The 21,379-nt window shown below is 36.3% G+C and carries 15 protein-coding genes; 9 read left to right on the plus strand and 6 right to left on the minus strand.

Features of this window, described 5'->3' with window-relative positions; all coding sequences use genetic code 11:
• Positions 1-38: 38 nt before the first annotated feature.
• Positions 39-1,298: a sulfate adenylyltransferase subunit 1 gene (locus IEX65_RS10260; RefSeq protein WP_188765971.1), complete on the plus strand. Its 1,260-nt coding sequence runs from the start codon at positions 39-41 to the stop codon at positions 1,296-1,298.
• Between the two features lie 197 nt (positions 1,299-1,495).
• On the opposite strand, the gene IEX65_RS10265 is transcribed toward IEX65_RS10260, so the two are convergent.
• Both IEX65_RS10265 and IEX65_RS10270 read right to left on the minus strand, forming a co-directional pair.
• The gene (locus tag IEX65_RS10265) at positions 1,496-2,098 is read right to left on the minus strand and encodes a lysozyme family protein (RefSeq protein WP_188765972.1); all 603 of its coding nucleotides are present in this window, start codon (positions 2,096-2,098) and stop codon (positions 1,496-1,498) included.
• A 249-nt stretch (positions 2,099-2,347) separates the two neighbouring features.
• Positions 2,348-2,962 (minus strand): glycosyl hydrolase 108 family protein, encoded by a 615-nt coding sequence (locus IEX65_RS10270; RefSeq protein WP_188765973.1) that lies wholly within the window; start codon positions 2,960-2,962, stop codon positions 2,348-2,350.
• Positions 2,963-3,469: 507 nt separating this feature from the next.
• Here IEX65_RS10270 and gltB point away from each other — a divergent pair.
• The 3 genes from gltB (at position 3,470) to IEX65_RS10285 (ending at position 12,123) form a co-directional block, all read left to right on the plus strand.
• Complete coding sequence (gltB, locus tag IEX65_RS10275; RefSeq protein ID WP_188765974.1) at positions 3,470-8,041, plus strand: glutamate synthase large subunit; 4,572 nt, start codon at positions 3,470-3,472, stop codon at positions 8,039-8,041.
• 119 nt (positions 8,042-8,160) lie between these two features.
• A complete protein-coding gene (locus tag IEX65_RS10280) occupies positions 8,161-9,666 on the plus strand; it encodes a glutamate synthase subunit beta (RefSeq protein ID WP_188765975.1) in 1,506 nt (501 codons plus the stop codon).
• A 123-nt stretch (positions 9,667-9,789) separates the two neighbouring features.
• Positions 9,790-12,123 carry a ChbG/HpnK family deacetylase gene (locus tag IEX65_RS10285; RefSeq protein WP_188765976.1) on the plus strand — a complete coding sequence of 778 codons (2,334 nt, stop codon included), beginning with the start codon at positions 9,790-9,792 and terminating at the stop codon, positions 12,121-12,123.
• Positions 12,124-12,161: 38 nt separating this feature from the next.
• On the opposite strand, the gene IEX65_RS10290 is transcribed toward IEX65_RS10285, so the two are convergent.
• The 4 genes from IEX65_RS10290 to IEX65_RS10305 form a co-directional block, all read right to left on the minus strand.
• Entirely contained in the window at positions 12,162-12,557 is a 396-nt protein-coding gene (locus tag IEX65_RS10290) for a hypothetical protein (RefSeq protein ID WP_229250618.1), read from the minus strand.
• 176 nt (positions 12,558-12,733) lie between these two features.
• Positions 12,734-13,702, minus strand: coding sequence for a phosphoribosylaminoimidazolesuccinocarboxamide synthase (locus IEX65_RS10295; protein WP_188765977.1), 969 nt, complete (start codon positions 13,700-13,702; stop codon positions 12,734-12,736).
• A gap of 38 nt (positions 13,703-13,740) precedes the next feature.
• Positions 13,741-14,403 carry a tetratricopeptide repeat protein gene (locus IEX65_RS10300; protein WP_188765978.1) on the minus strand — a complete coding sequence of 221 codons (663 nt, stop codon included), beginning with the start codon at positions 14,401-14,403 and terminating at the stop codon, positions 13,741-13,743.
• 2 nt (positions 14,404-14,405) lie between these two features.
• A complete protein-coding gene (locus IEX65_RS10305; protein WP_188765979.1) occupies positions 14,406-15,371 on the minus strand; it encodes a vWA domain-containing protein in 966 nt (321 codons plus the stop codon).
• A 130-nt stretch (positions 15,372-15,501) separates the two neighbouring features.
• Here IEX65_RS10305 and IEX65_RS10310 point away from each other — a divergent pair, with 130 nt between their 5' ends.
• From IEX65_RS10310 to IEX65_RS10330, 5 genes are all read left to right on the plus strand, one after another.
• Positions 15,502-16,662, plus strand: a complete 1,161-nt coding sequence (locus IEX65_RS10310; protein ID WP_188765980.1) for an SGNH/GDSL hydrolase family protein — start codon at positions 15,502-15,504, stop codon at positions 16,660-16,662.
• A gap of 198 nt (positions 16,663-16,860) precedes the next feature.
• Positions 16,861-18,300 (plus strand): glycosyltransferase family protein, encoded by a 1,440-nt coding sequence (locus IEX65_RS10315; protein WP_188765981.1) that lies wholly within the window; start codon positions 16,861-16,863, stop codon positions 18,298-18,300.
• A gap of 55 nt (positions 18,301-18,355) precedes the next feature.
• Positions 18,356-19,036: a glycosyltransferase family 2 protein gene (locus tag IEX65_RS10320; RefSeq protein WP_188765982.1), complete on the plus strand. Its 681-nt coding sequence runs from the start codon at positions 18,356-18,358 to the stop codon at positions 19,034-19,036.
• A gap of 81 nt (positions 19,037-19,117) precedes the next feature.
• Positions 19,118-20,617, plus strand: a complete 1,500-nt coding sequence (locus IEX65_RS10325; RefSeq protein ID WP_188765983.1) for a hypothetical protein — start codon at positions 19,118-19,120, stop codon at positions 20,615-20,617.
• A 105-nt stretch (positions 20,618-20,722) separates the two neighbouring features.
• Positions 20,723-21,352 (plus strand): hypothetical protein, encoded by a 630-nt coding sequence (locus IEX65_RS10330; RefSeq protein WP_188765984.1) that lies wholly within the window; start codon positions 20,723-20,725, stop codon positions 21,350-21,352.
• The last annotated feature ends 27 nt before the right edge of the window (positions 21,353-21,379 follow it).

The following is a 21,379-nucleotide window of genomic DNA, read 5'->3' on the forward strand; positions in this document are numbered from 1 at the left end:
GAAAAAGAATAAAAATCCCCCTTTAGGGGTTAGGGGCTATGGACATACTAAGAATTGCAACAGCAGGCTCAGTTGATGATGGTAAAAGTACACTTATCGGACGCTTGCTTTACGAAACGAACTCAATTACACAAGATAAAATAGAAGCTCTTGAGTCAGCTTCAAAGCGTAAAGGTCTTGATTTTCTTGATTTATCGCTTTTGACAGATGGCTTAATTGCAGAACGTGAACAAGGAATTACGATTGATGTGGCTCATATTTATTTTAGCACACCAAATCGTAAATATATCATTGCCGACACTCCTGGCCATTTTGAATATACTCGAAACATGGTTACGGGGGCATCAAACACTTCGGTTTCAATTATTTTAATTGATGCACGTAATGGTGTTGTTGAGCAAACAAAACGTCACTTTTATATCTCGTCGATGCTTCGCATCAAAAATATAATTGTGGCTGTAAACAAAATGGACTTGGTAGCTTATAGCCAAGAAAAATTTGAAGCCATCAAAGCCGAACTTTTGGGTATTGCAGAGCAAGTAAGTTTTGAAGGCCAAACGCTACAATTTATTCCAATTTCGTCACTTTACGGCGAAAACTTAGTGCGTAAATCAGCTGAGACGCCATGGTATGAAGGCGAAACATTGCTTGATAGTTTAGAAAAATTCAGCACTCAAAACTCAGAATTAAGCACTATTCAAGCTCGTTTCCCGGTGCAGCACGTTGTGAGACCAAAAACTGAAGAATATCACGATTATAGAGGTTATGCAGGAAAAATTGCCAGCGGAACATTCTTAGTCGGAGATTTGGTTGAAGCTCTTCCAAGCGGACAAATTAGTAAAATCAAAACTATCGAGAAGTTTGGAACTCAATTAGAATCAGGTAATGCCAAAGAATCAGTTGTGATTACGCTCGAAGATAATATTGATGTGAGTCGTGGAAATATGCTCGTAAAAGTTGGCGAGCAACCAGAGTCACGAAAAGAAATCAATGCAAAAATTTGCTGGCTCGATAGTCAAATGCTGACAGTTGGTAAAACTTATCTACTCCAACACGGCATCAACCGAGTAAAAGCAAAGGTTACTAATATCAGTTCGGTAATTGACATCAAAAACATGTCATTGAGCAATGAAGCCCCTGCCGATGGTGGTCTAAAGCTCAACGAAATCGGTTGGATTTCATTAAAAACAGCAAGTCCAGTTTTTGCAGATAAATATGAGGAGAATCCTGCTAACGGTTCATTTATTTTAATAGATGAAAGTAGCAATGGCACCGTAGGTGTTGGATTTGTAGAATAAAATATTTAGTTTTAAAAAAATATTCATCAACCAAACTATCAGTTCTATTAGTTTAGGTTAGATAAAAAATAGGCGGCTAATTGGCTGTCTTTTTTTTTGCCCATATCGAAGACCTCTCCCCTCCTTTCATCGCTGAAAGGAGGATAATTTACTCACGAGGCATTTTTAGGGAAGAGTTTATCGGGTAAGATTGTGTATTATTTTATATCTTCAACGATATTATGTTGTTGATTTTTCGGCACAACAATATAATCTTCTACAATGTTGTCTTCATCTTCTCGCTCAGATTCTTTGATGTAAAATGATTTGGCTCTTTTAAACCAACCTTTGTTTACTTTCGCATCTTTTCTTGAACGATAATAACGCAAACGATATTCAACGTAAGGATTTACAATATCTTCGGGATATTCAAAATCATTAGCTGCTTTGACATCACTCATCGTCAGCACGCCATTTTGTGGAACACCAATAATTTTCTCAAAAGCTTTGATATTCCTGTTTTCACGGCCTTCGCCTGCATTAATTAGATGGTCAATTAAAACCTCAGCAACCTCTTGGCTTTTAAAATGGTTGCCTAAAAAACGATTCCAATAATGATGGCGGTGAATAAACAAGGCTTCATCTTTAGTGAAGATTTTATCGCCCCAAATAGGTTTATGTATTCCATAGCCTTCTCCCTCAAATTTTAGTAATTTGGGGGCATATTTATTAAAAGATGCGGCTTGATTTACATAAATAACACAAATAGAAGATAACAAGCTGATTACCAGCAAGGTAAGTGTAATTTTTCTAAGGTTCATCGTATATTTTTTTTCCAGACAGTATAATCAATAGCAAAAATTATACCGCTTAATAATAAATTTGGGACTTAAAAAAGTAGAGTTTAGTAATAGGCTTATTATCAGCAGTTTATTGAATTATTTATTTAACGGTAGTATCTGAGTAACAAATTAGATTTCATGGTGGCAAAATTTTTGCTGTAAACTAAAATACTATCAGTTAATAAAACGTAAATTTTATAACTGATAGTATTTCAAAACTCTTAGATTTTATTCATTGGTAACCAAAATCTCTTCGGCTTCGTACTCAGAAATGATTGGAACTTCCTCTTTTATCAACATTTTGGGTAAAATCAGATAGTCAGCCAATAAGTCTCCATCTTTGGTTCTGCGATAAAAACTCTTTGCACGGGTTATCCAACCTCGATATTTTTTAGCATTCGCTCGACTATTATAATAATGTAGTCGATAATTAACGAATGGATTGATAATTTCCTCGGGAAATTTAAAGCTGTTTGCTTTTTTAATATCACTAATAGACAAGTAACCGTCTTGTTTAACTCCAATAACAGCCTCGAAGGCTTTTATATTGACACACTCTTTACCAACACCTGCATTGATGATTTGGTCTATGAGTACTTCTGCCACGCCTTGACTTTTAAACATCGAAGCATGGTATTTATCCCAGTAATGTGTTTTATAAATCGAATATGCTTCGTTTTTTGAAAATGATTTGTCTCCCCAAATTGGCTGGTGAATTCCGTAGCCAAGGCCTTCAAACTTGATTAGTTTCGGGAAGTATTTATCGAATGATGCAGCAGATAAAAAATGAAAAGAAAAGATTAAAAGAAGTGTTGTGAATAATTTACTTTTTTGAATAATCATAACTGATTTTGATGGTGAAGCACAAAAATAATCATAAATTACTGATTATCAACAATTTAGTATCAAAACACACCAAATCTCTTCTAATAGTTATATTAATTCTTCTACAAGTAAAATTTGGTAATCTAAAAAATATACAATATTACTCTGCTTGCCTAATACCTTAATAGCCAATATATTGATGATACTTGGCCTACATCTAACATGACATAACTTAGTAACTTATACCTAATTAAATCGTATTTATTGCACTATCCGTTGTATTTTTCCCATAATATTTGTTGTTAAAACAAGTATTTTTTATCAATGAAAGAAAATTTGGTTTAAATGTTGTTATGCCAAATATATTTGGTATTATATTGCAATGTATTTATCATAAACCCACCTCATACTTCTTCGATTCAAAAGATTATATGGGTCAATGATTTTTACAAAAAATACAACAAAATCACTCTCGGAACTACGTTCCGTGTTGGTACAATTTCAAATCACTATTATATTAGTACGATGACTGAAACTGAACAAGTTACAGAGCAACAACAAGGCTTATATCGCTCAGAGTTTGAGCATGATGCTTGTGGAATTGGCTTTAGGGCTCATTTGAAAGGACGCAAGTCGCACGGAATTGTAGCCGATGCGATTAAAATGCTCGAACGCATGGACCACCGTGGTGCATGTGGTTGCGACCCTAATACTGGTGACGGTGCGGGTATTTTACTCCAAATACCTCACGAGTTTTTCTTAGATGAATGTAACAAACTCAACTTTCATCTGCCTGCTGTTGGTGAGTATGGTGTAGGTATGATTTTCTTCCCGATGGATAAAACCGAGCGTGAAGAATGCCGTGATATTCTAAACCGAAAAATTGAAAAGCTTGGTTTAGAACTACTCGGTTATCGTGTCGTTGAAACTAAAGGTGATATTTTGGGCGAAGGTTCGGCTTCGGTTGAGCCAAATGTTGAGCAAGTGTTCATCAAACGCCCTGTTGATATTACAGAAGAAATTGATTTTGAACGTAAACTTTACATTCTCCGTCAATATGCCTCTCGTATCATACGTGAAGCTGTTGTTGGAGCTAAAGAACACTTCTATTTCTCTTCGCTATCGTGTAGAACAATCTCTTATAAAGGGCAATTGACTACCGAGCAGTTGAAATATTATTTCCCTGATTTGCATAACGAAGCCGTGACTTCTGCTTTTGCAGTAATTCACTCTCGTTTCTCTACAAATACATTCCCTTCTTGGAAATTGGCTCAACCATTCCGCTTTATTGCTCATAATGGTGAAATCAATACCGTAAAAGGAAACGTAAACTGGATTCGTGCTGGAGAAAAATCTTTCATCTCTGATTTCTTCACGAAAGAAGAAATGGATTTGCTCTTACCTATCTGCGATATAGGTAATTCAGATTCAGCTCAACTTGATAACGTAATCGAATTATTATACTTGTCGGGTCGCTCATTGCCACACGTAATGATGATGCTCGTACCAGAGGCATGGGATGGCAACGAAGCAATGGACCCAACCCGTAAAGCTTTCTACGAATACCACGCTGCTATTATGGAGCCTTGGGATGGCCCAGCTTCAATTTCATTTACTGATGGCAAAATGGTAGGTGCAACTCTTGATAGAAATGGACTACGTCCATCTCGTTATTGGGTTCTGAACGATGATACTGTTATCATGGCATCGGAAGCGGGTGTACTCGACATCGACCAAGAGAAAGTTGTTTCAAAAGGTCGTTTACAGCCTGGTAAAATGTTTGTGGTTGATATGGAACAAGGCCGTATCATTCCTGACGAAGAAATCAAAGCCGATATTTGTTCACGTCAACCTTACCAAGAATGGTTAGATGAGAATAAAATCAAAACCGAAGAACTTCCAAAGTCGATTCGTCCTTACCAACAATATAGCGAAGATGCCTTATTGAAACGCCAAATTACGTTTGGCTTTACATCAGAAGACCTTCGTATGATTTTGGCACAAATGGCTCAAACTGGTATGGAAGCCATCGGTTCAATGGGTGTAGATACGCCGTTGGCAATTCTTTCTGACCAAAGTCAACATTTGTCATATTATTTCAAGCAATTATTTGCCCAAGTAACTAACCCACCAATCGACTCGATTCGTGAGCGTTCAATCATGTCATTGATTTCATTTGTTGGAGCCAATGAAAATATCTTGAAAGAATCGCCAGCTCACTGTCGTTTAGTTCAGCTTGACCAGCCGGTTTTGACAATCGAAGAGTTTGACAAACTTCGTTTTGTTGATTACAAAGGTTTCCAAGCAAAAACAATCAATACTTACTTTAATTCTAAAGCTGGTGATATTGGCAAAGCCTTAGAATTTGGTTTAGAGCGTATCTGCCGTTATGCAGAAGACGCTATCGAAGATGGTTTTGAAATTTTGATTCTATCTGACCGTGCGATTGATTCAGACCACGCCCCTATTCCATCGCTTTTAGCAACGGCAGCTATTCACCACCACCTCATCAGAAAGGGAATTCGTGGAAAAGCAGGTATTTTGGTAGAAGCAGGTGATATTTGGGAAACTCACCACGTAGCTACTCTTATCGGCTACGGAGCTTCGGGTATATGCCCATATATGGCATTCGAGACGCTTTCTTGGATGAACAAAAAAGGCTTAATCGAAGGAGAATTTGATGATTATACTCTGAATAAGAACTACATCAAGGCAGTTGATAAAGAATTGTTGAAGATTTTCTCTAAAATGGGTATCTCAACCCTTCAATCATACCAAGGTGCTCAAATCTTTGAGTGTATCGGTCTGAACAAGCCTGTTATTGATAAATATTTTACTGGAACAATCTCACGTATCGGTGGAATGGGCTTGGCAGAAATTGCTAAAGAAGCAAATATACGCCACAAAGTAGCATTCCCAGATGTTCCACAAGAATCAGTAAAACGCTTAGAGGTTGGTGGAGTGTATCAGTGGAAACAACGTGGCGAGCGTCACATGTTCAACCCACAATCAATTCACTTATTACAACAATCTGGACGTGTTGGTGAAAAAGATTTAGAAAAAGGCTATCAAATCTTTAAACAATATTCAAAATTAATCAACGACCAAACCAAAGATGCACTTACACTTCGTGGTTTACTCCGATTCAAAAAAGGAAATTCAATTCCTTTGGAAGAAGTAGAACCAGTTGAAAGCATTTTCAAGCGTTTTGCAACGGGTGCGATGTCGTTTGGTTCGATTTCTTGGGAAGCACACACAACCTTAGCTATTGCGATGAACCGTATCGGTGGTCGCTCTAACTCGGGTGAAGGTGGCGAAGATGAAATCCGTTATGAATTAGATAAAAACGGCGATAACCTAAGTTCATCAATCAAACAAGTAGCTTCTGGGCGTTTCGGTGTGACAAGTCACTACCTAACCAATGCCAAAGAACTACAAATCAAGATGGCACAAGGAGCTAAGCCAGGTGAAGGTGGACAACTTCCTGGTCATAAAGTTGATGAGTGGATTGGTCGTGTGCGTCATAGTACCCCAGGTGTTGGTCTAATTTCCCCACCTCCTCACCACGATATTTATTCGATTGAAGATTTAGCACAATTGATTTATGATTTGAAAAACTCAAATCGTGATGCAAGAATCTCTGTTAAATTAGTATCTGAAGCTGGTGTTGGTACAGTAGCAGCAGGTGTTGCCAAAGCACACGCTGATGTGGTTTTGATTGCAGGACACGATGGTGGTACAGGAGCTTCTCCTCTATCTTCAATCCGCCACGCAGGTTTACCTTGGGAGTTAGGTTTGGCCGAAGCTCACCAAACTTTGGTTAAAAACAAATTGCGTGGTAGAATTACCGTACAAGCTGATGGTCAGCTTCGTACAGGTCGTGATATTGCGATTGCAGCTCTTTTGGGTGCAGAAGAATTTGGGGTTGCTACTGCAGCTTTAGTAGCGGTTGGTTGTATCATGATGCGTAAGTGTCACCTGAATACTTGTCCAGTTGGTGTTGCTACTCAAAACAAAGAACTTCGTGCGATGTTCAGCGGTAAGCCAGAACACGTAGTGAATATGTTTACTTACTTAGCTATGGAGCTTCGTGAAATCATGGCTGAGTTAGGTTTCCGTACAGTAAACGAAATGGTTGGTCAATCGCAATTCCTCGAAAAACGTGATGACATCAATCACTGGAAATATAAGAAAATTGACCTTTCAGGAATCTTGTTTAAAGAGCCAACAACATTGGATGTTGCTCAATACAAGCAAGAAGAGCAAGACCACGGTATTTCACAAGTGCTTGACTGGAAAATGATGGCTGATGCTCAACCAGCATTAGAAAGTAAAAAAGAAGTTGAAGCCGAATACGTGGTGAATAACTTAAACCGCTCGATTGGTGCAATGACTTCCAACGAAATCTCGAAAGTTTATGCAGGAGAAGGCCTACCTTATGGCACAATCCACTATAAATATAGAGGTACAGCTGGACAATCATTTGGTGCATTCTCGACAAAAGGTTTGAAACTCGAACTCGAGGGCGACTCAAATGACTACTTCGGAAAAGGTCTTTGTGGTGCAGAATTAGTTGTGTATCCCGATAGAAAAGCTACTTTCAAAGCCGAAGAAAATATGATTATCGGAAACGTGGCATTCTATGGTGCAACATCGGGTGAAGCATATATCAGAGGTATGGCTGGAGAGCGTTTCTGCGTAAGAAACTCAGGTGCTAAAGTTGTAGTTGAAGGTATTGGTGACCACGGTTTAGAGTACATGACTGGTGGTTTGGCGATTATCTTGGGCGAAACTGGTCGCAACTTCGCAGCGGGTATGAGTGGTGGTATCGCTTTTGTGTATAATCCAAACAAAACATTTGAAGCAAAATGCAACAAAGAAATGGTTGGTTTAGAAACAGTTGATGTCGAAGATGCCGAAATGCTGAAATCTTTCATCGAAAAACACTTGAAAGAAACTAAGAGTGAAGTAGCAGCGAGAATTCTTGCTAATTTCGAAAATGAAATTCCAAATTTCGTAAAAGTATTCCCTACGGATTACAAACGAGTTTTAATGGAAAGAAAGAAAAAAGCAGCAGCTGAGAAAGTATTGGCGTAAGCTCATTTCCAGCGATTGTGTATCAATTTAATTAATAACAGAGCATTTAGTATTAGATTGTTGGCGAAACAACCATCGCCAATAATCGACCAACTATATAACAAAATCACTATAAAACAATGGGAAAACCTACTGGTTTCTTAGAATTTCAAAGAGAATTGGCAGCTAAACGTAACGTTGAAGAGCGTCGTTTAGACTATAATGAAGTTGAAATGCCTGTCGATGAAGATAATACTCGTAAGCAGGCTGCTCGTTGTATGGACTGTGGCGTTCCGTTTTGCCATAACGGTTGCCCGCTTGGTAACATCATTCCAGAATTTAATGATGCCGTTTGGGAAGAAAACTGGGAGTATGCTTACCAAATTTTAAGTTCGACAAATAATTTCCCTGAATTTACAGGACGTATTTGTCCAGCTCCTTGCGAAGCATCATGTGTTTTAGGTATCAATAAGCCACCGGTGGCTATCGAATACATCGAAAAATCAATTATCGAACGTGCTTACGCTAACGGCTGGGTAAAACCTAACATTCCGAAGAAACGAACTGGCAAGAAAGTAGCGGTAGTTGGTTCTGGCCCTGCGGGTTTAGCGGCTGCTTCGCAATTGAACAAAGCTGGTCACTTAGTGACAGTGTTTGAGCGTGCCGACGAAATTGGTGGCTTAGTGCGTTACGGTATTCCTGATTTTAAACTCGATAAATCGGTTGTTCGCCGTCGTGTTGATGTAATGAAAGAAGAAGGAATCACTTTTATTACCAATGCAAACGTGGGCTTTAATGTTAAATCAAGTGATTTAGTAAGAGATTTTGATGCAATTGTACTTTCGGGTGGTTCGACTGTTCCACGTATGATTGAAATTAAAGGAAAAGAATTGAAAGGCATTTATCCTGCAATGGAATTCTTGAGCCAACAAAACAAACGTGTTGCTGGTATAGAGCGTATCAACGACCACCGTGGTGAAGCCTATCAAAATGGAGAAATTTTTGCAACTGGTAAAAACGTTGTAGTAATTGGTGGAGGTGATACAGGTTCTGACTGCGTTGGAACATCTAACCGCCATAAAGCAAAAACTATTACGCAGGTTGAAGTGATGCCTGAACCAGAAATCGACGATAAAAAACAGCCATTCTATCAAGTGCGTGCCGAGGCAACTCCTTGGCCAAATTGGCCTTTGACAAAACGCACATCAACTTCTCACGAAGAGGGTTGTGAGCGTTTATTCAGTATCAATGTAAAAGAATTTATCGGAGATGAAAACGGTAATTTGAAAGGAATTTTGATTTCGGAATCGGCTATGTTCAACGGAACAAAAGTTGAAATGAACGAGCGTGAAATTCCTTGTGAGTTAGCTTTGATTGCGGCTGGTTTCTTGAATCCTCAACAAGATTTATTGAATCAATTAGAAATTGAAGTTGATGAGCGTAAGAATGTAAAAGCTCCAAATTATCAGACATCAAATCCAAAGATTTTTGCAGCTGGCGATATGCGTCGTGGACAATCATTGGTTGTTTGGGCTATCTCTGAAGGACGTGAGTGTGCAAGAAAAGTTGACGAGTATTTGATGGGTGAAACGCTATTGGAAGCAAAATCTGTTTCTATGATTTCTCCAGCTTATGCCGAGGCATAAAAGCTTTAAAATAAAGTTATCAAACGCCATTCTTATAGCAAGAATGGCGTTTTTGTTTATATATCTTTTAAAATTGTTTATCTTTGAAACACTTGAAATAAAACTATTCTCCCTAAAATAACAATGAAAAAAATCTTAATTTTATTCTTTTTGAGCTATCAAATATCTGCTCAAAAAGTCACTTCATTACCTCGTAGCACACCCGAAGCGGAAGGCGTTTCTTCCGAAGGAATCATTAATTTCTTAGATGCTGCCAACAAAAGCAAACACGAATTTCATAGTTTTATGCTCGTCAGGCACGGAAAAGTAGTGGCTGAAAGTTGGTGGAATCCATATCGTAGCGACTTGAAACATACCATGTATTCGGTAAGTAAGAGTTTTACAGCTACGGCCATCGGTTTTGCGGTTGCTGAAAAAAAACTTACGGTTGAAGATAAAGTGATTTCATTTTTCCCCGAAGACGTTCCTGTAAATATCAGTCCTTATCTTTCGGAGTTGAAAGTGAAAGATTTGCTAACGATGAGCGTTGGCCACGCCAAAGAAAACTTTGGCATGATAACATCAGATAATTGGGTAAGAGAGTTTTTGAATACACCAATAAAAAACCAACCTGGTACTAAGTTTCTGTATAATTCACCTGCAACTTATATGCTTTCAGCAATTGTGCAGAAAGTAACAGGGCAAAAAGTGATTGACTATTTACAACCAAGGCTTTTTACACCTCTCGGTATTGAAGGTATTGATTGGGAAGTTGACCCTAAAAACATTAATACAGGAGGTTGGGGACTCAGAGTTAAGACCGAAGATATGGCAAAATTCGGACAATTATTTCTACAAAAAGGAAATTGGAAAGGGAAACAAATCTTGCCTGCTTCATGGGTTGAAGAAGCTACAAGTATGAAAATCATGCAAAATCCTGATGCAACCCAAGCCCAAAGAGACTCAAGTGATTGGCTACAAGGCTATTGTTATCAGATGTGGCGATGTAGAAACAATGGTTTCCGTGCTGATGGTGCTAACGGACAATATATTATAGTTCTGCCCGAAAAAGACGCTGTTATCATCACTACTGCCGAGGCTCCCGATATGCAATCTGAAATCAATTTGATTTGGAAATATATTCTTCCTGCACTAAACGATAAGAAACTTTCTGCAAACCCTAAAAAACTGACAGAATTAAAGCAAAAAATTGTCTCTTTAGCTCTACCCATTGGCAGTAAAGAAAATTCATCGATGCTTGAAAGTGGTATTTCAGGGAAAACTTATGGAATTATTTCTAAATCAAAAGCTCTTGAGAGCGTAGGATTTGAGTTTAAAAATGAAACTTTGAATTTGTCAATAAAAACTGACTCTGTCACGCATACCATTCCATTTGGTTTGGGTAAATGGATAAATAGCGAAACGACAAAGTTTGGACCTTATTTGGTTGCCATTGCTAAATCAAATAGAGTTGGTCTTTCGCCATTCAAAGTTGCAGGAAGTTATGCTTGGAAAGACAGTAAGACTTTAGAACTGACACTCCGTTACATTGAGAGTCCACATACTGAAACAATTGTTTTCAATTTTGATGGAGATAAAATATCGGTTGATTTTGTAAGTATCTTCAATAAAAATCAAAAAAGAGAGGTTTTTAAAGGCGTAGAAAGTAAACAATCGGCCAATTCGCCTCAACTTATCATTCGAGGAGACGATATGGGTTATTCTCATTCGGGCAATGAAGCATTAATTAAGTGTTATAAAGAAGGAATTCAGACCTCAATCGAGGTAATTGTACCGTCTCCGTGGTTTCCAGAAGCAGTAAAAATGCTGACTGAAAATCCAAAAACCGATGTTGGACTTCACTTTGCTATTACAAGTGAATGGGATAACATAAAATGGCGACCACTCACCGACTGTCCAAGTATCAGAAATGCCGATGGATATTTCTACCCGATGTTGTTTCATAATAATAACTATCCAAACCAAGCTATTATGGATAATGCTTGGAAAATAGAGGATATCGAAAAAGAACTTCGAGCTCAAATAAAAATGGCATTGAAATATATTCCACGTTTGAGTCATATTTCTGGACACATGGGTAGTACGGGTTTTACTCCCGAAGTAAAGAAAATGGCAAAAAAAGTTGCTAAAGAATTTAACCTAAAAATGGTTGACGTTGAATCAGTGAAAGATTTTGGAATCAACTATATTGGTTTTGATTTTAAAAATAAATCAACTGAAGAACGAATCAATGGTTTTATTGCAATGCTTGATAAGCTGGAAGAAGGCAAAAAGTATGTGTTTGTAGAACACCCTGGACTTGATAATGATGAACTAAAAGCCATTTATCACATTGGTTATGAAGACGTTGCACAAGGTCGACAAGATGTAACCAATATTTTTACGAGCGAAAAAGTTAAAGAAGCTATTATCAAAAAAGGAATAAAACTGGTAAGTTATCAAGATGTTTTGAAGTAAAATAAAAAGCCCCCTTTTCAATGAAAAGGGGGCTTTTGTTATCTATTTAAGAAATATTCCCTAAATAAGGCCATTTCTTGAAGTTCTATTTCGACATACTTTTCAAAAATCTTATGACCAACTTGGCTTTTCAAGGCCGAAATACCAACATCAATTAGGCGTAATCCAGTATCTGTCAATAAAATATTATCAAAAGCTAAACCACCTATATTAGAAGGGCGTTGGAGGTCACGATGGACAAAACCTGCTCTATGAAGTTCGATTAATTCAGTCTCAAAAACATCAAGCCACAATTCTCGAATTTCAACTTCAAAAGCACGGTAATCAATCGGTTTAATACGCTCCATTACCAACATTTCAGCCTGTAAATCTTCTTGAAAATCTAATCGAATGAATTTTGCTACTAAATCATTGACAGTATTGGCAAATTTCATTTTTTCAGCTTCCGAACCAATATCTGAGCGAGTATCATCAGTAAAAAATTTGGCAGCTTCCGTATCTGATAAGGCAATTACTGTATTGTTTGAGATGATAATCTTCTTGGATATTTCATACTTTAAAAATTGAAAAATGTAGGTTAGTTACGGCGAACAGGATGTTCGCCCCACATCTAAATACCAAAATATGCTTTAATATTTCCTTCTATTCTACCAATGACATCTTCACCAGATTGGGCTACAAATTTTTCACCCGAAACATTTTCGTATAGTTCAATGTAGCGGTTTGAAATTTCCAACACCTTCTCATCGGTCATTTCTGGTACAGTTTGTCCTTCTTTTCCTTGAAAATTATTGGCAATCAACCATTCTCTTACAAATTCTTTAGATAATTGTTTTTGTGGAAGTCCTGCCGCTAAATTTTCAGCATAACCTTCGGTAAAGAAGTATCTTGAAGAATCTGGCGTATGCACTTCATCAATCAGATAAATTATACCATCTTTTTCACCAAATTCGTATTTTGTATCAACTAAAATCAAACCTCTTTCGGCTGCCATTTCTGTGCCTCTTTGGAATAGGGCCAAAGCGTATTGTTCGAGTTGAACGTATTTTTCTTCCGAAACTAAGCCTTTTGCAATAATATCTTCACGAGAAATATCTTCATCATGGCCTTCGTGAGCTTTGGTTGTTGGCGTGATGATTGGTGTTGGGAACTTATCATTTTCTTTCAAACCATCGGGTAAAGTCACTCCACAAAGTGTACGAAGTCCGCTCTTGTATGTACGCCAAGCATGACCTACTAAATAGCCTCTAACAACCATTTCGACTGGGAAAGTTTCGCAACGAACACCAATAGAAACATTAGGGTCAGGAGAAGCCAAAAGCCAATTAGGAACAATATCTTTGGTTGCATTCAGAAATTTTGCAGCAATTTGATTCAAAACTTGACCTTTGAACGGAATCGGACGAGGCAATACTACATCAAATGCTGAAATTCTATCCGATGCAACCATCACAACTTTATCGCCAAAATCATAAACATCACGCACTTTTCCACGATAAAAAGCGGTTTGTCCTTCAAAATTAAAATTTGTTTCTTTTACTGCGGATTGCAAAACACCGCCATCTGAAATTTGAGTCATTATATTGAATTTTATATTTTCTGAACCAAAAGATTTTATCACCAATCTTTCTCTACTTTCTCTTTTTTATTTGATTGTTGCTTACGTTGTTGTGCATACTGCAACTCGGTAGTTTTCATTGCTTCCAAGATTTGCAAAGCCTTCTCTTTACTCATTTTTTCGGGAGTAGTTGAATCTAATTCATCACGTTTCTCTTCTGTTTTTTCAGCTTCACCACCGTTATTAGATTGACTTTCAGAGGTCTGACTTTGGTTATTCTTGGGTGGAGACTGAGGGAGTTTCTTTCTCAATAATTCATAATTATACCTTGCTACTTTATTTTCATTATCATTTTGCAAAGCAATCTTAAATAACTCTAAAGCTCCTGTGCTATCGCCTTTCATTGTTTCAATCACCCCTACTTGAATCATGGCATTGGTAGAAATCACCACATCGTTGAGTCTGACCAATTTCTTGTATTCTTCTAAAGCCTTTGATGTATCGTTGATACTGAAATAGGAATGTGCTAAATTTAAACGTGCTTCTGGTTCTAAATTATATGAAATATTGGCTAATTCTTCATATTTCTGAGCTGCCAATGGAAAGTTTTTTTTATAAAAAGCTGTCCCTGCTTCGATTTTGAGAGCGTTTCTTTGCGAAACGTTCGTCAACGAGCGTAGATTGAGGAAAAGCAAGATTATATAAAAAAACCAAATATTCATCGTCAGATTTTGATTGTACGGACAGTAAACAATATATCAATTATCATTAAAAGTAAGCCCAAAATTACGAAATAATAGTATTTATTGTTGGCAACTGTCATTTTTCGGGTGTCAATCCAATTGCTTTCAACTCGGTCAACCTCTTTCAAAAGGTCAGAAACACCATTTACTTGATTGGTTAGTTGAAAATATTTTCCATTTAGGGTTTTCGTCAAGTTTAACAAATAAGGAGCATTTAGTTTAGAAACAACTTCTTGCCCATTCTTATCTTTCTTATAATCCATACCTTCTCTGATTAACCCTCCTTGCGGTGTACCTACACCAAGTGTGAGTAGATTAATCTTATTTTGTTTGAGTGCATAAATTACACTTGGTTCGATTTTTCCAAAATCTTCCCCATCTGAAATAAGTACAATGACTTTAGTTTTTCGACTATTTAGTGTTGAACTTGCTTGAAATTTCTTCAAAATCAAACTAAAAGCTGCATTCAAATCAGTGCCATTATTTACAAACAAACCAGTATTCAGTTTTTGAATGAATAATCTAATAGCATCACGGTCGAAAGTGAGAGGTGTATGTGTATATGCCTCTGACGAAAACACTATGAGACCAATTCTATCAGATTTGAGTTGGTCTATATTTTTAATAAGTTCAAATTTTGTTTTTTCTAACCTTGAAGGCTCAATATCAATGGCATCCATCGAGCGAGATAAATCAAATACAAAGAAAATATCTTTTCCAGTTGCTTGAGATTCGATTTCATTAACACCAAAACTTGGCCCCAACAAACCCAAGATGCAAAGTCCCAAATAAATTCCTCTGATTATAAATTTAATAATAACCGAACGAGCAGTAGTACCTAATCGGCGAGCAACTAAGTATAGACGTATAAAGTAGGTGGCATAGACCAACAAAAATATGCCAATGAAGACAAATTCGACTATCGTAAGTGGCTTTATCCAATTCATGCTTAAAATTATCACTGTTTGACGAGAACCCCAAGTAAAAATTGGCTAATTTTGCACAGTTGTTGATTAATGGAGATTTTATACAACAAAGTAAAACCACAAAAAACGTTTTAATTCTTTTTTTGAATCAATGAATTTCATTAAAAACGCTCTTAAAAATATTGCTGCTATGTTTATAAGCCTTTTGGTTGGCTTAATCATTGGCGAAGTTATTATCCGTATATTTTTCCCACAAGTTATTTCTCCCGTACAGTTTTATTACGATTCCAAATTAGGAGGTATGGTACCTGTTCCTAATCAAAAAGGATTTAAGAGTCATCCACGTGAATATTATTACGAATATCAAAACAACGAAATTGGTATGCGTGATACTCGACAACTGAATGATTACAAAAAGATTCCGTTTAAAATCTTGGCAATCGGCGATTCATTTACTTACGGTTGGGGAGTAAATGATGACGAAACTTTCTGCAAACTTTTAGAAAAAAAAATAAATAGAGATTCAGTAGCTGTATTGAATGCGGGAGCATCTGGCTCGGGTACAGACTATGCACTCAAATTTTACGAAGTTCGTGGCCCAGAGCTATACCCAAAAGTTGTTTTGTATTTTTACTACGAAAACGATTTCGTTGATAATTCAGAAAATAGATATTTCACTATCGAACAAGATTCTATTGTTCCAAAAGCAGTTAATGAAGCTACAAATCTGAACGCAATTCAGAAGAACAAGTTGGCCAATAGCAAAGTCTATAATTGGTTTGCATCTCATTCTCATTTGTTCAATATGATTAGAACACAGGTCGGAATCATGTGGAACAAAAAAGTAAAGCAAGAAAATCAGCATCAGCAAGCAACGACACAGTCTGCAACAACTGATAAAAAATCAGCAACGGAAACAGCTACCTCGTCTCCAACTACACCCAAAATCGCTGAACAACCTAAAACTGAAAATGACCGATTCTACCCTACTTACGTTTATTTAAAGGCATTAGCTAAAAATGTAGAACAATCGGGCGGGAAGTTTTATACATTCTTTATTCCTTCAAATAAATCGATTGCGGAATTCCAAAAATCGGGTACAATGAGCCATGAAAAAGTAATTGTTGATTTTTGTAAAGTCAATAATATAAAGGTTTATTCATTTAAAGACGTAATTATGAAGCATAAAGACCCATTTAAAGCATATTACTTTCCAACCGATTTACATTGGAATAAAGCAGGAAACCAAGTGGCTGCCGATTACTTGTATCAAGTTTTAAATCAAGAACTTTTTAGCCCACAGAATAAGTAGTCGGAAGTATAACCTTTAGAATACCAATGATTTTTGCTATTTTTGCATAAAAATCATTTGCTTACATCGCAAAAAACTTTTTTAATCAACATTGGCTATTGAATAGCCCAACAAAAATTTCAGTCTATCAAAACAACAAACAAAAATACGTTCGGGTGGAATGCCACTCAGCGGGGTTCTGCACTCCATTTTGGCGTTTTGTTGCTCCTAACGCCTATTTTTGGTCTTTTTTCATATAATTCTGGCTTCGGATATGACGCCTTGGAATACTTGGTTATTGGGCGTTCGCTCAATGATGGCTACCAAATGTATGATTTTATACCCTCTAAATCGTGGCTTTGGTATGTTTTTGTACAAAAAGGAATCAACATTTTGGGTGGCGATTTTACTCATTTTCAAGTAACACTTCTAATTGTAATCGAATTTATTGGAATTGGCATTTCGAGTTACATCGTTGTTAATAAACTTACAAAAAGCAGCCAAACGGCTTTTATCACTGCGTTTTTATCGCTACTTAGCTGCTTTTTCATGGAGATTAACTTCCTTGAACCAGAGGCTCCCATTGCGATTCTTGCCATTTGGTCGCTCTACTTTTTATCTAAAAATAAGAATTTAGATTGGTTTATCGGTGGAGTTTTACTGGGAATTGCCATGACCTTCAAAAGTATCGCAATGTTTTATGTTGCGGGTGCAGGCTTATACCTTTTTTATGAATGTTTCTTTATCCGCAAAAGTAATTTCTGGCAAATTACCCAAAAAGGAACATTGATTTTAGTAGGTTTTGCCGTTCCATTACTTTTATCGCTATTATATTTTTATCAACTTAATCGTCTTGAACAACACATTTATTGGTCATATATCTATCCATTTGGTTCGTATCCTTCGCATACATTATTTCTTAAAAAGCTGATAATCAAAACCTTTTGGTTCATATTTTTGACGATATTGAGTATTATCTTAGCTCTTACAGTAAAAGACAAATCGAAGTATTGGAGCAACACAACTTTTATGGTTTCGTTGTTTTTCGGATTGCTATCTTTGACTTCCCTCATGAAAAGTCAAGCATCGCATTACTTCTACCCTGCTGCTCCGTTTTTTTCGGTGGTTATTGCAATGGTCTATAATCATTATAGCAAAATCTATGAGCAAAAACTCAATCGAGTTTATTTAGCTCTTGGAATTTTGTCTATATTGGTTTTGGTCATTACTTTCATTACTCGTCGAGAAGTTATTCAGCGTTTGGTTCAAATAGATGATTTTGCTATCGAAAAAACTTATGCCAGCACGGTAAATCGGAATTTAAAAGCAGGAGACAAAGCTTTATTAATAGATTTTGGCACACTATTTTATTTTCACTCTCATCGCTATCCAAATGTACCTTTTATCAATACCGAAATGCAAACCAGCGATTACATAAAAAAGCACACGGATGTTTATGAAAAATCGCTGCAAGATACCAGCATGAAATTAGTGTTTTTTGGATTCCGCCACACCGTAATTGATGATAGCACAAAAATAAATACACCAGAAAATAAGATTGCACTTGACAAATTACGCAGTGAATTAAGCAAAAACTTCACGGTAGAGACAGACTCAGTGCTTTATATTAAACTTTGGCACCGAAAAACAAGTAAATAAAGTCTGTCACACAACACTTAAAATCATTTGAATATTGAATTATCCCCATAAAAATATGCTCCTTTCTGTATTAATACCAGCTTACAACGAAGTTCATAATATACAAAATATATTAAATAAGATTGGAGAAGTAAATATCCCAAAAGAAATCATTGTAGTAGATGATGGCTCGACTGATGGTACACGCGAGTTACTGAATACCTTGAAAAGTGATACAATCAAAGTAGTTTTTCACGAAAAAAATCAAGGAAAAGGTGGAGCAATCAGAACAGCCATTGAGCATTCAAAAGGCGATATTATTATTATTCAAGACGCAGATTTGGAATACGACCCACAAGACTATTATAAGTTAATTCCTGTCATTGAAAGCGGCAAAGAAAAAGTAGTTTATGGTTCGAGATTTTTGAACAAGCAAAACAAACACTCCTATTTTTCATTCTTTTTGGGCGGACAAGTCGTGACTTGGATTACGAATATTTTATACTTTCAAAATCTAACTGACGAACCTACTTGCTACAAAGTATTCGATGCTAAACTTTTAAAATCAATAAAACTCAACTGTACAGGTTTTGAATTTTGTCCAGAGGTAACGGCTAAAATTGCAAAACTCGGCTATAAAATACCCGAAGTTCCAATCAGTTATTATCCACGCTCAATTAGTGAAGGAAAAAAAATAAATTGGAAAGATGGTGTAGAAGCTATTTGGGTTTTATTCAAATATAGATTTGTAAATTAACTTACTTGAGCTTTGCTCCTACAAGTCAAAATAAATAATAATCATTGAGTCAAAATCGAAACCACAAGATTTCTCAGCAAAATGACCATTAAAAATCTAAAAATACTTACGGTAACTTACTTACTATTACCAAATCTGATATTTATTCTGACGTGGCTTAATCCGTTGTGGGCAACTCTTGGGTTTGTAGTGTCTATTTATTCGTTTTATAGTTTCGTAGTAAATACCAATCAAAGTAATGAAGATTTCTCGGCATTGAGGGTGAAGCAGATTGAATTTAGTACGATTCTATACTTAGCATTTTTTACGTTAGTTTTAGGGGTTATTTTCAGTTTGGGAAATTTCGGGTTGGGACAATCGTATGATTATTATAAACATAACACAATTGTCAAAGAACTCATCGAGAAACCATTTCCAGTTGTTTATGAGCATGAAACTCGCTATGGAATATTGAAAGAACCAGCCATTTTGGGGTATTATATGGCTTATTATTTACCAACTGCTATCATTTGTAAATTTGTAGGGTTCGGAGCAAGCAATATCTTGTTATATTTATGGGGAGCAATAGGTATCTTTATTTCATTTAGTTGGCTGTATTTTCTAAGTCCTAAGAATCTCAACATAATATTGGTTTTTGTACTCTTTTTATTGGGTGCTACACTTTTCAAGCCATACCTGTATGCTCATTATTTGCTAAAAAATGTGGTTTCGCTGCCCATGATACAATATTTTATCTGGCCATCAGGTATTTCATTTAATTTGATAAATATTCATTATTCGCCTCAGCATCACATTGTTACGACGGTTGGAGTCTTTTTTGTATATTACGAAAGCTTTATCAGAAAAGATAATCGTTTTGTATTATTCTTTGTTTCGTTATTGCTAATGTGGTCGTTTCTCGGTGCGTTCAGTGTTGGAGTTATTGCAGGTTTTTTAGTACTATACCGAAGATTTTCAAACTTTTTTAGTGTTGCTAATTTGGCAGGTGGCGGAATCATTACCTTCATTATGGCCAGTTATTTTTTAGCACATTTTCAAGATAACCGTTTTTCAGGTTTTATCTGGACATTCGCCGATATTTCTGGTTATCTCTACCAAAAACCATTCATCTCAATTTTAGCTTTGGTTGGGTATTGTATTTTTGAAGTGGGCATTTACATATTTTTCATGTACAAACTCTTTGCATCTAAAAACTCATACAATGATAAATTGGTACTACTTGGCTTTTGTGCCGCTTATTTCATTATTTCGCCACTTTATCGAATCGGTTTTAATAATGATTTAGCAATGCGACTTATCAGCACGATTAAAATCTTAATTTTTGTACTATTAATGTTCTCTTATTCAGAAATGCTAAAATCTCAAGTCTCAACTAAATTTTTGAGGTTATACATGGTACTTACAATCATTTTAGGCATTTTTAGTAGTATGACCACACTTAAATGGGAGGAAGTACCTTCAATAGCTGAAAGCCCTAATATTAATAAAGCAGATATTCCTCAAGAGATATTCTTACAATATTTTGCAAAGAAAAATTCTTTTTTTGGAAACTACATGATGAAACAAACTTCAGAAAAGTAAATATACCAAAACATATTGCATAGAACTTATTGGTTCGTAAGTCAAAATTTATAATTTTGCACTTATCACGCTAACCTAATATATACTATGTTTTTAAGTTCGAAGATGAGATTATTTCTCATTTCCCTTCTGCTGTTTAATGCTTCTATTTCGGCCAATGCAACAACTAAAACAGTACTCGTTTCTGAGTATTTTAATCTTTCCGAAAGTCATTTTTTTCAAAATGATACAACCGATTTTTTAGTAAAAGCCTTCAAAAAAGGCCATTCAAAAGATGAAATTGTTAGTATTCCGAAAGGGAGCAGGCCAAATCCATCTAATTATTTAAAATGGAGATACCGCCACCGACATCAGCGAAATTTTAGACGAGGTGCTTCTTTTCTTACACAAAAACATATTTTAGATAAATACGGAAGAACAATGCTCGGCCGTCAAGATGGACTTTTTGTGATGTGCAAGAAAGAAATGAATGATTTGCTTCAAAAAGCTAATGGGCAACTTAGCTACGTAGAAACTGAATTAGGAATTCCAGCTGGAATGTGGAAAAATTCAGAGATAATCAGAATAGATATACGAAGACCTAAAAAACTCAAACTCAGATTGCCTTCTGGCAACGAAACTGGTGCGAATGAATTATGGATTCCAGGTGGTAAGCTACCAAATGGCTACATGGAATCGGTCATTAATCCTGTCCCTGAAGGGAAATACACCGAAACAACAATCATTTTAAAGTAGTCATAAAAAAGAGGCACGTTTGGTAAA

Origin of the sequence: Emticicia aquatilis (assembly GCF_014644295.1) — a bacterium.
Lineage (GTDB): Bacteria > Bacteroidota > Bacteroidia > Cytophagales > Spirosomataceae > Emticicia > Emticicia aquatilis.

Bases quoted from the DNA above. Each gene is read 5' to 3' on its own strand.
- IEX65_RS10260 (WP_188765971.1), top strand. From the start codon at position 39: ATGGACATACTAAGAATTGCAACAGCAGGCTCAGTTGATGATGGTAAA.
- IEX65_RS10265 (WP_188765972.1), bottom strand. From the start codon at position 2,098: ATGAACCTTAGAAAAATTACACTTACCTTGCTGGTAATCAGCTTGTTA.
- IEX65_RS10270 (WP_188765973.1), bottom strand. From the start codon at position 2,962: ATGATTATTCAAAAAAGTAAATTATTCACAACACTTCTTTTAATCTTT.
- gltB (WP_188765974.1), top strand. From the start codon at position 3,470: ATGACTGAAACTGAACAAGTTACAGAGCAACAACAAGGCTTATATCGC.
- IEX65_RS10280 (WP_188765975.1), top strand. From the start codon at position 8,161: ATGGGAAAACCTACTGGTTTCTTAGAATTTCAAAGAGAATTGGCAGCT.
- IEX65_RS10285 (WP_188765976.1), top strand. From the start codon at position 9,790: ATGAAAAAAATCTTAATTTTATTCTTTTTGAGCTATCAAATATCTGCT.
- IEX65_RS10290 (WP_229250618.1), bottom strand. From the start codon at position 12,557: ATGAAATTTGCCAATACTGTCAATGATTTAGTAGCAAAATTCATTCGA.
- IEX65_RS10295 (WP_188765977.1), bottom strand. From the start codon at position 13,702: ATGACTCAAATTTCAGATGGCGGTGTTTTGCAATCCGCAGTAAAAGAA.
- IEX65_RS10300 (WP_188765978.1), bottom strand. From the start codon at position 14,403: ATGAATATTTGGTTTTTTTATATAATCTTGCTTTTCCTCAATCTACGC.
- IEX65_RS10305 (WP_188765979.1), bottom strand. From the start codon at position 15,371: ATGAATTGGATAAAGCCACTTACGATAGTCGAATTTGTCTTCATTGGC.
- IEX65_RS10310 (WP_188765980.1), top strand. From the start codon at position 15,502: ATGAATTTCATTAAAAACGCTCTTAAAAATATTGCTGCTATGTTTATA.
- IEX65_RS10320 (WP_188765982.1), top strand. From the start codon at position 18,356: ATGCTCCTTTCTGTATTAATACCAGCTTACAACGAAGTTCATAATATA.
- IEX65_RS10325 (WP_188765983.1), top strand. From the start codon at position 19,118: ATGACCATTAAAAATCTAAAAATACTTACGGTAACTTACTTACTATTA.
- IEX65_RS10330 (WP_188765984.1), top strand. From the start codon at position 20,723: ATGAGATTATTTCTCATTTCCCTTCTGCTGTTTAATGCTTCTATTTCG.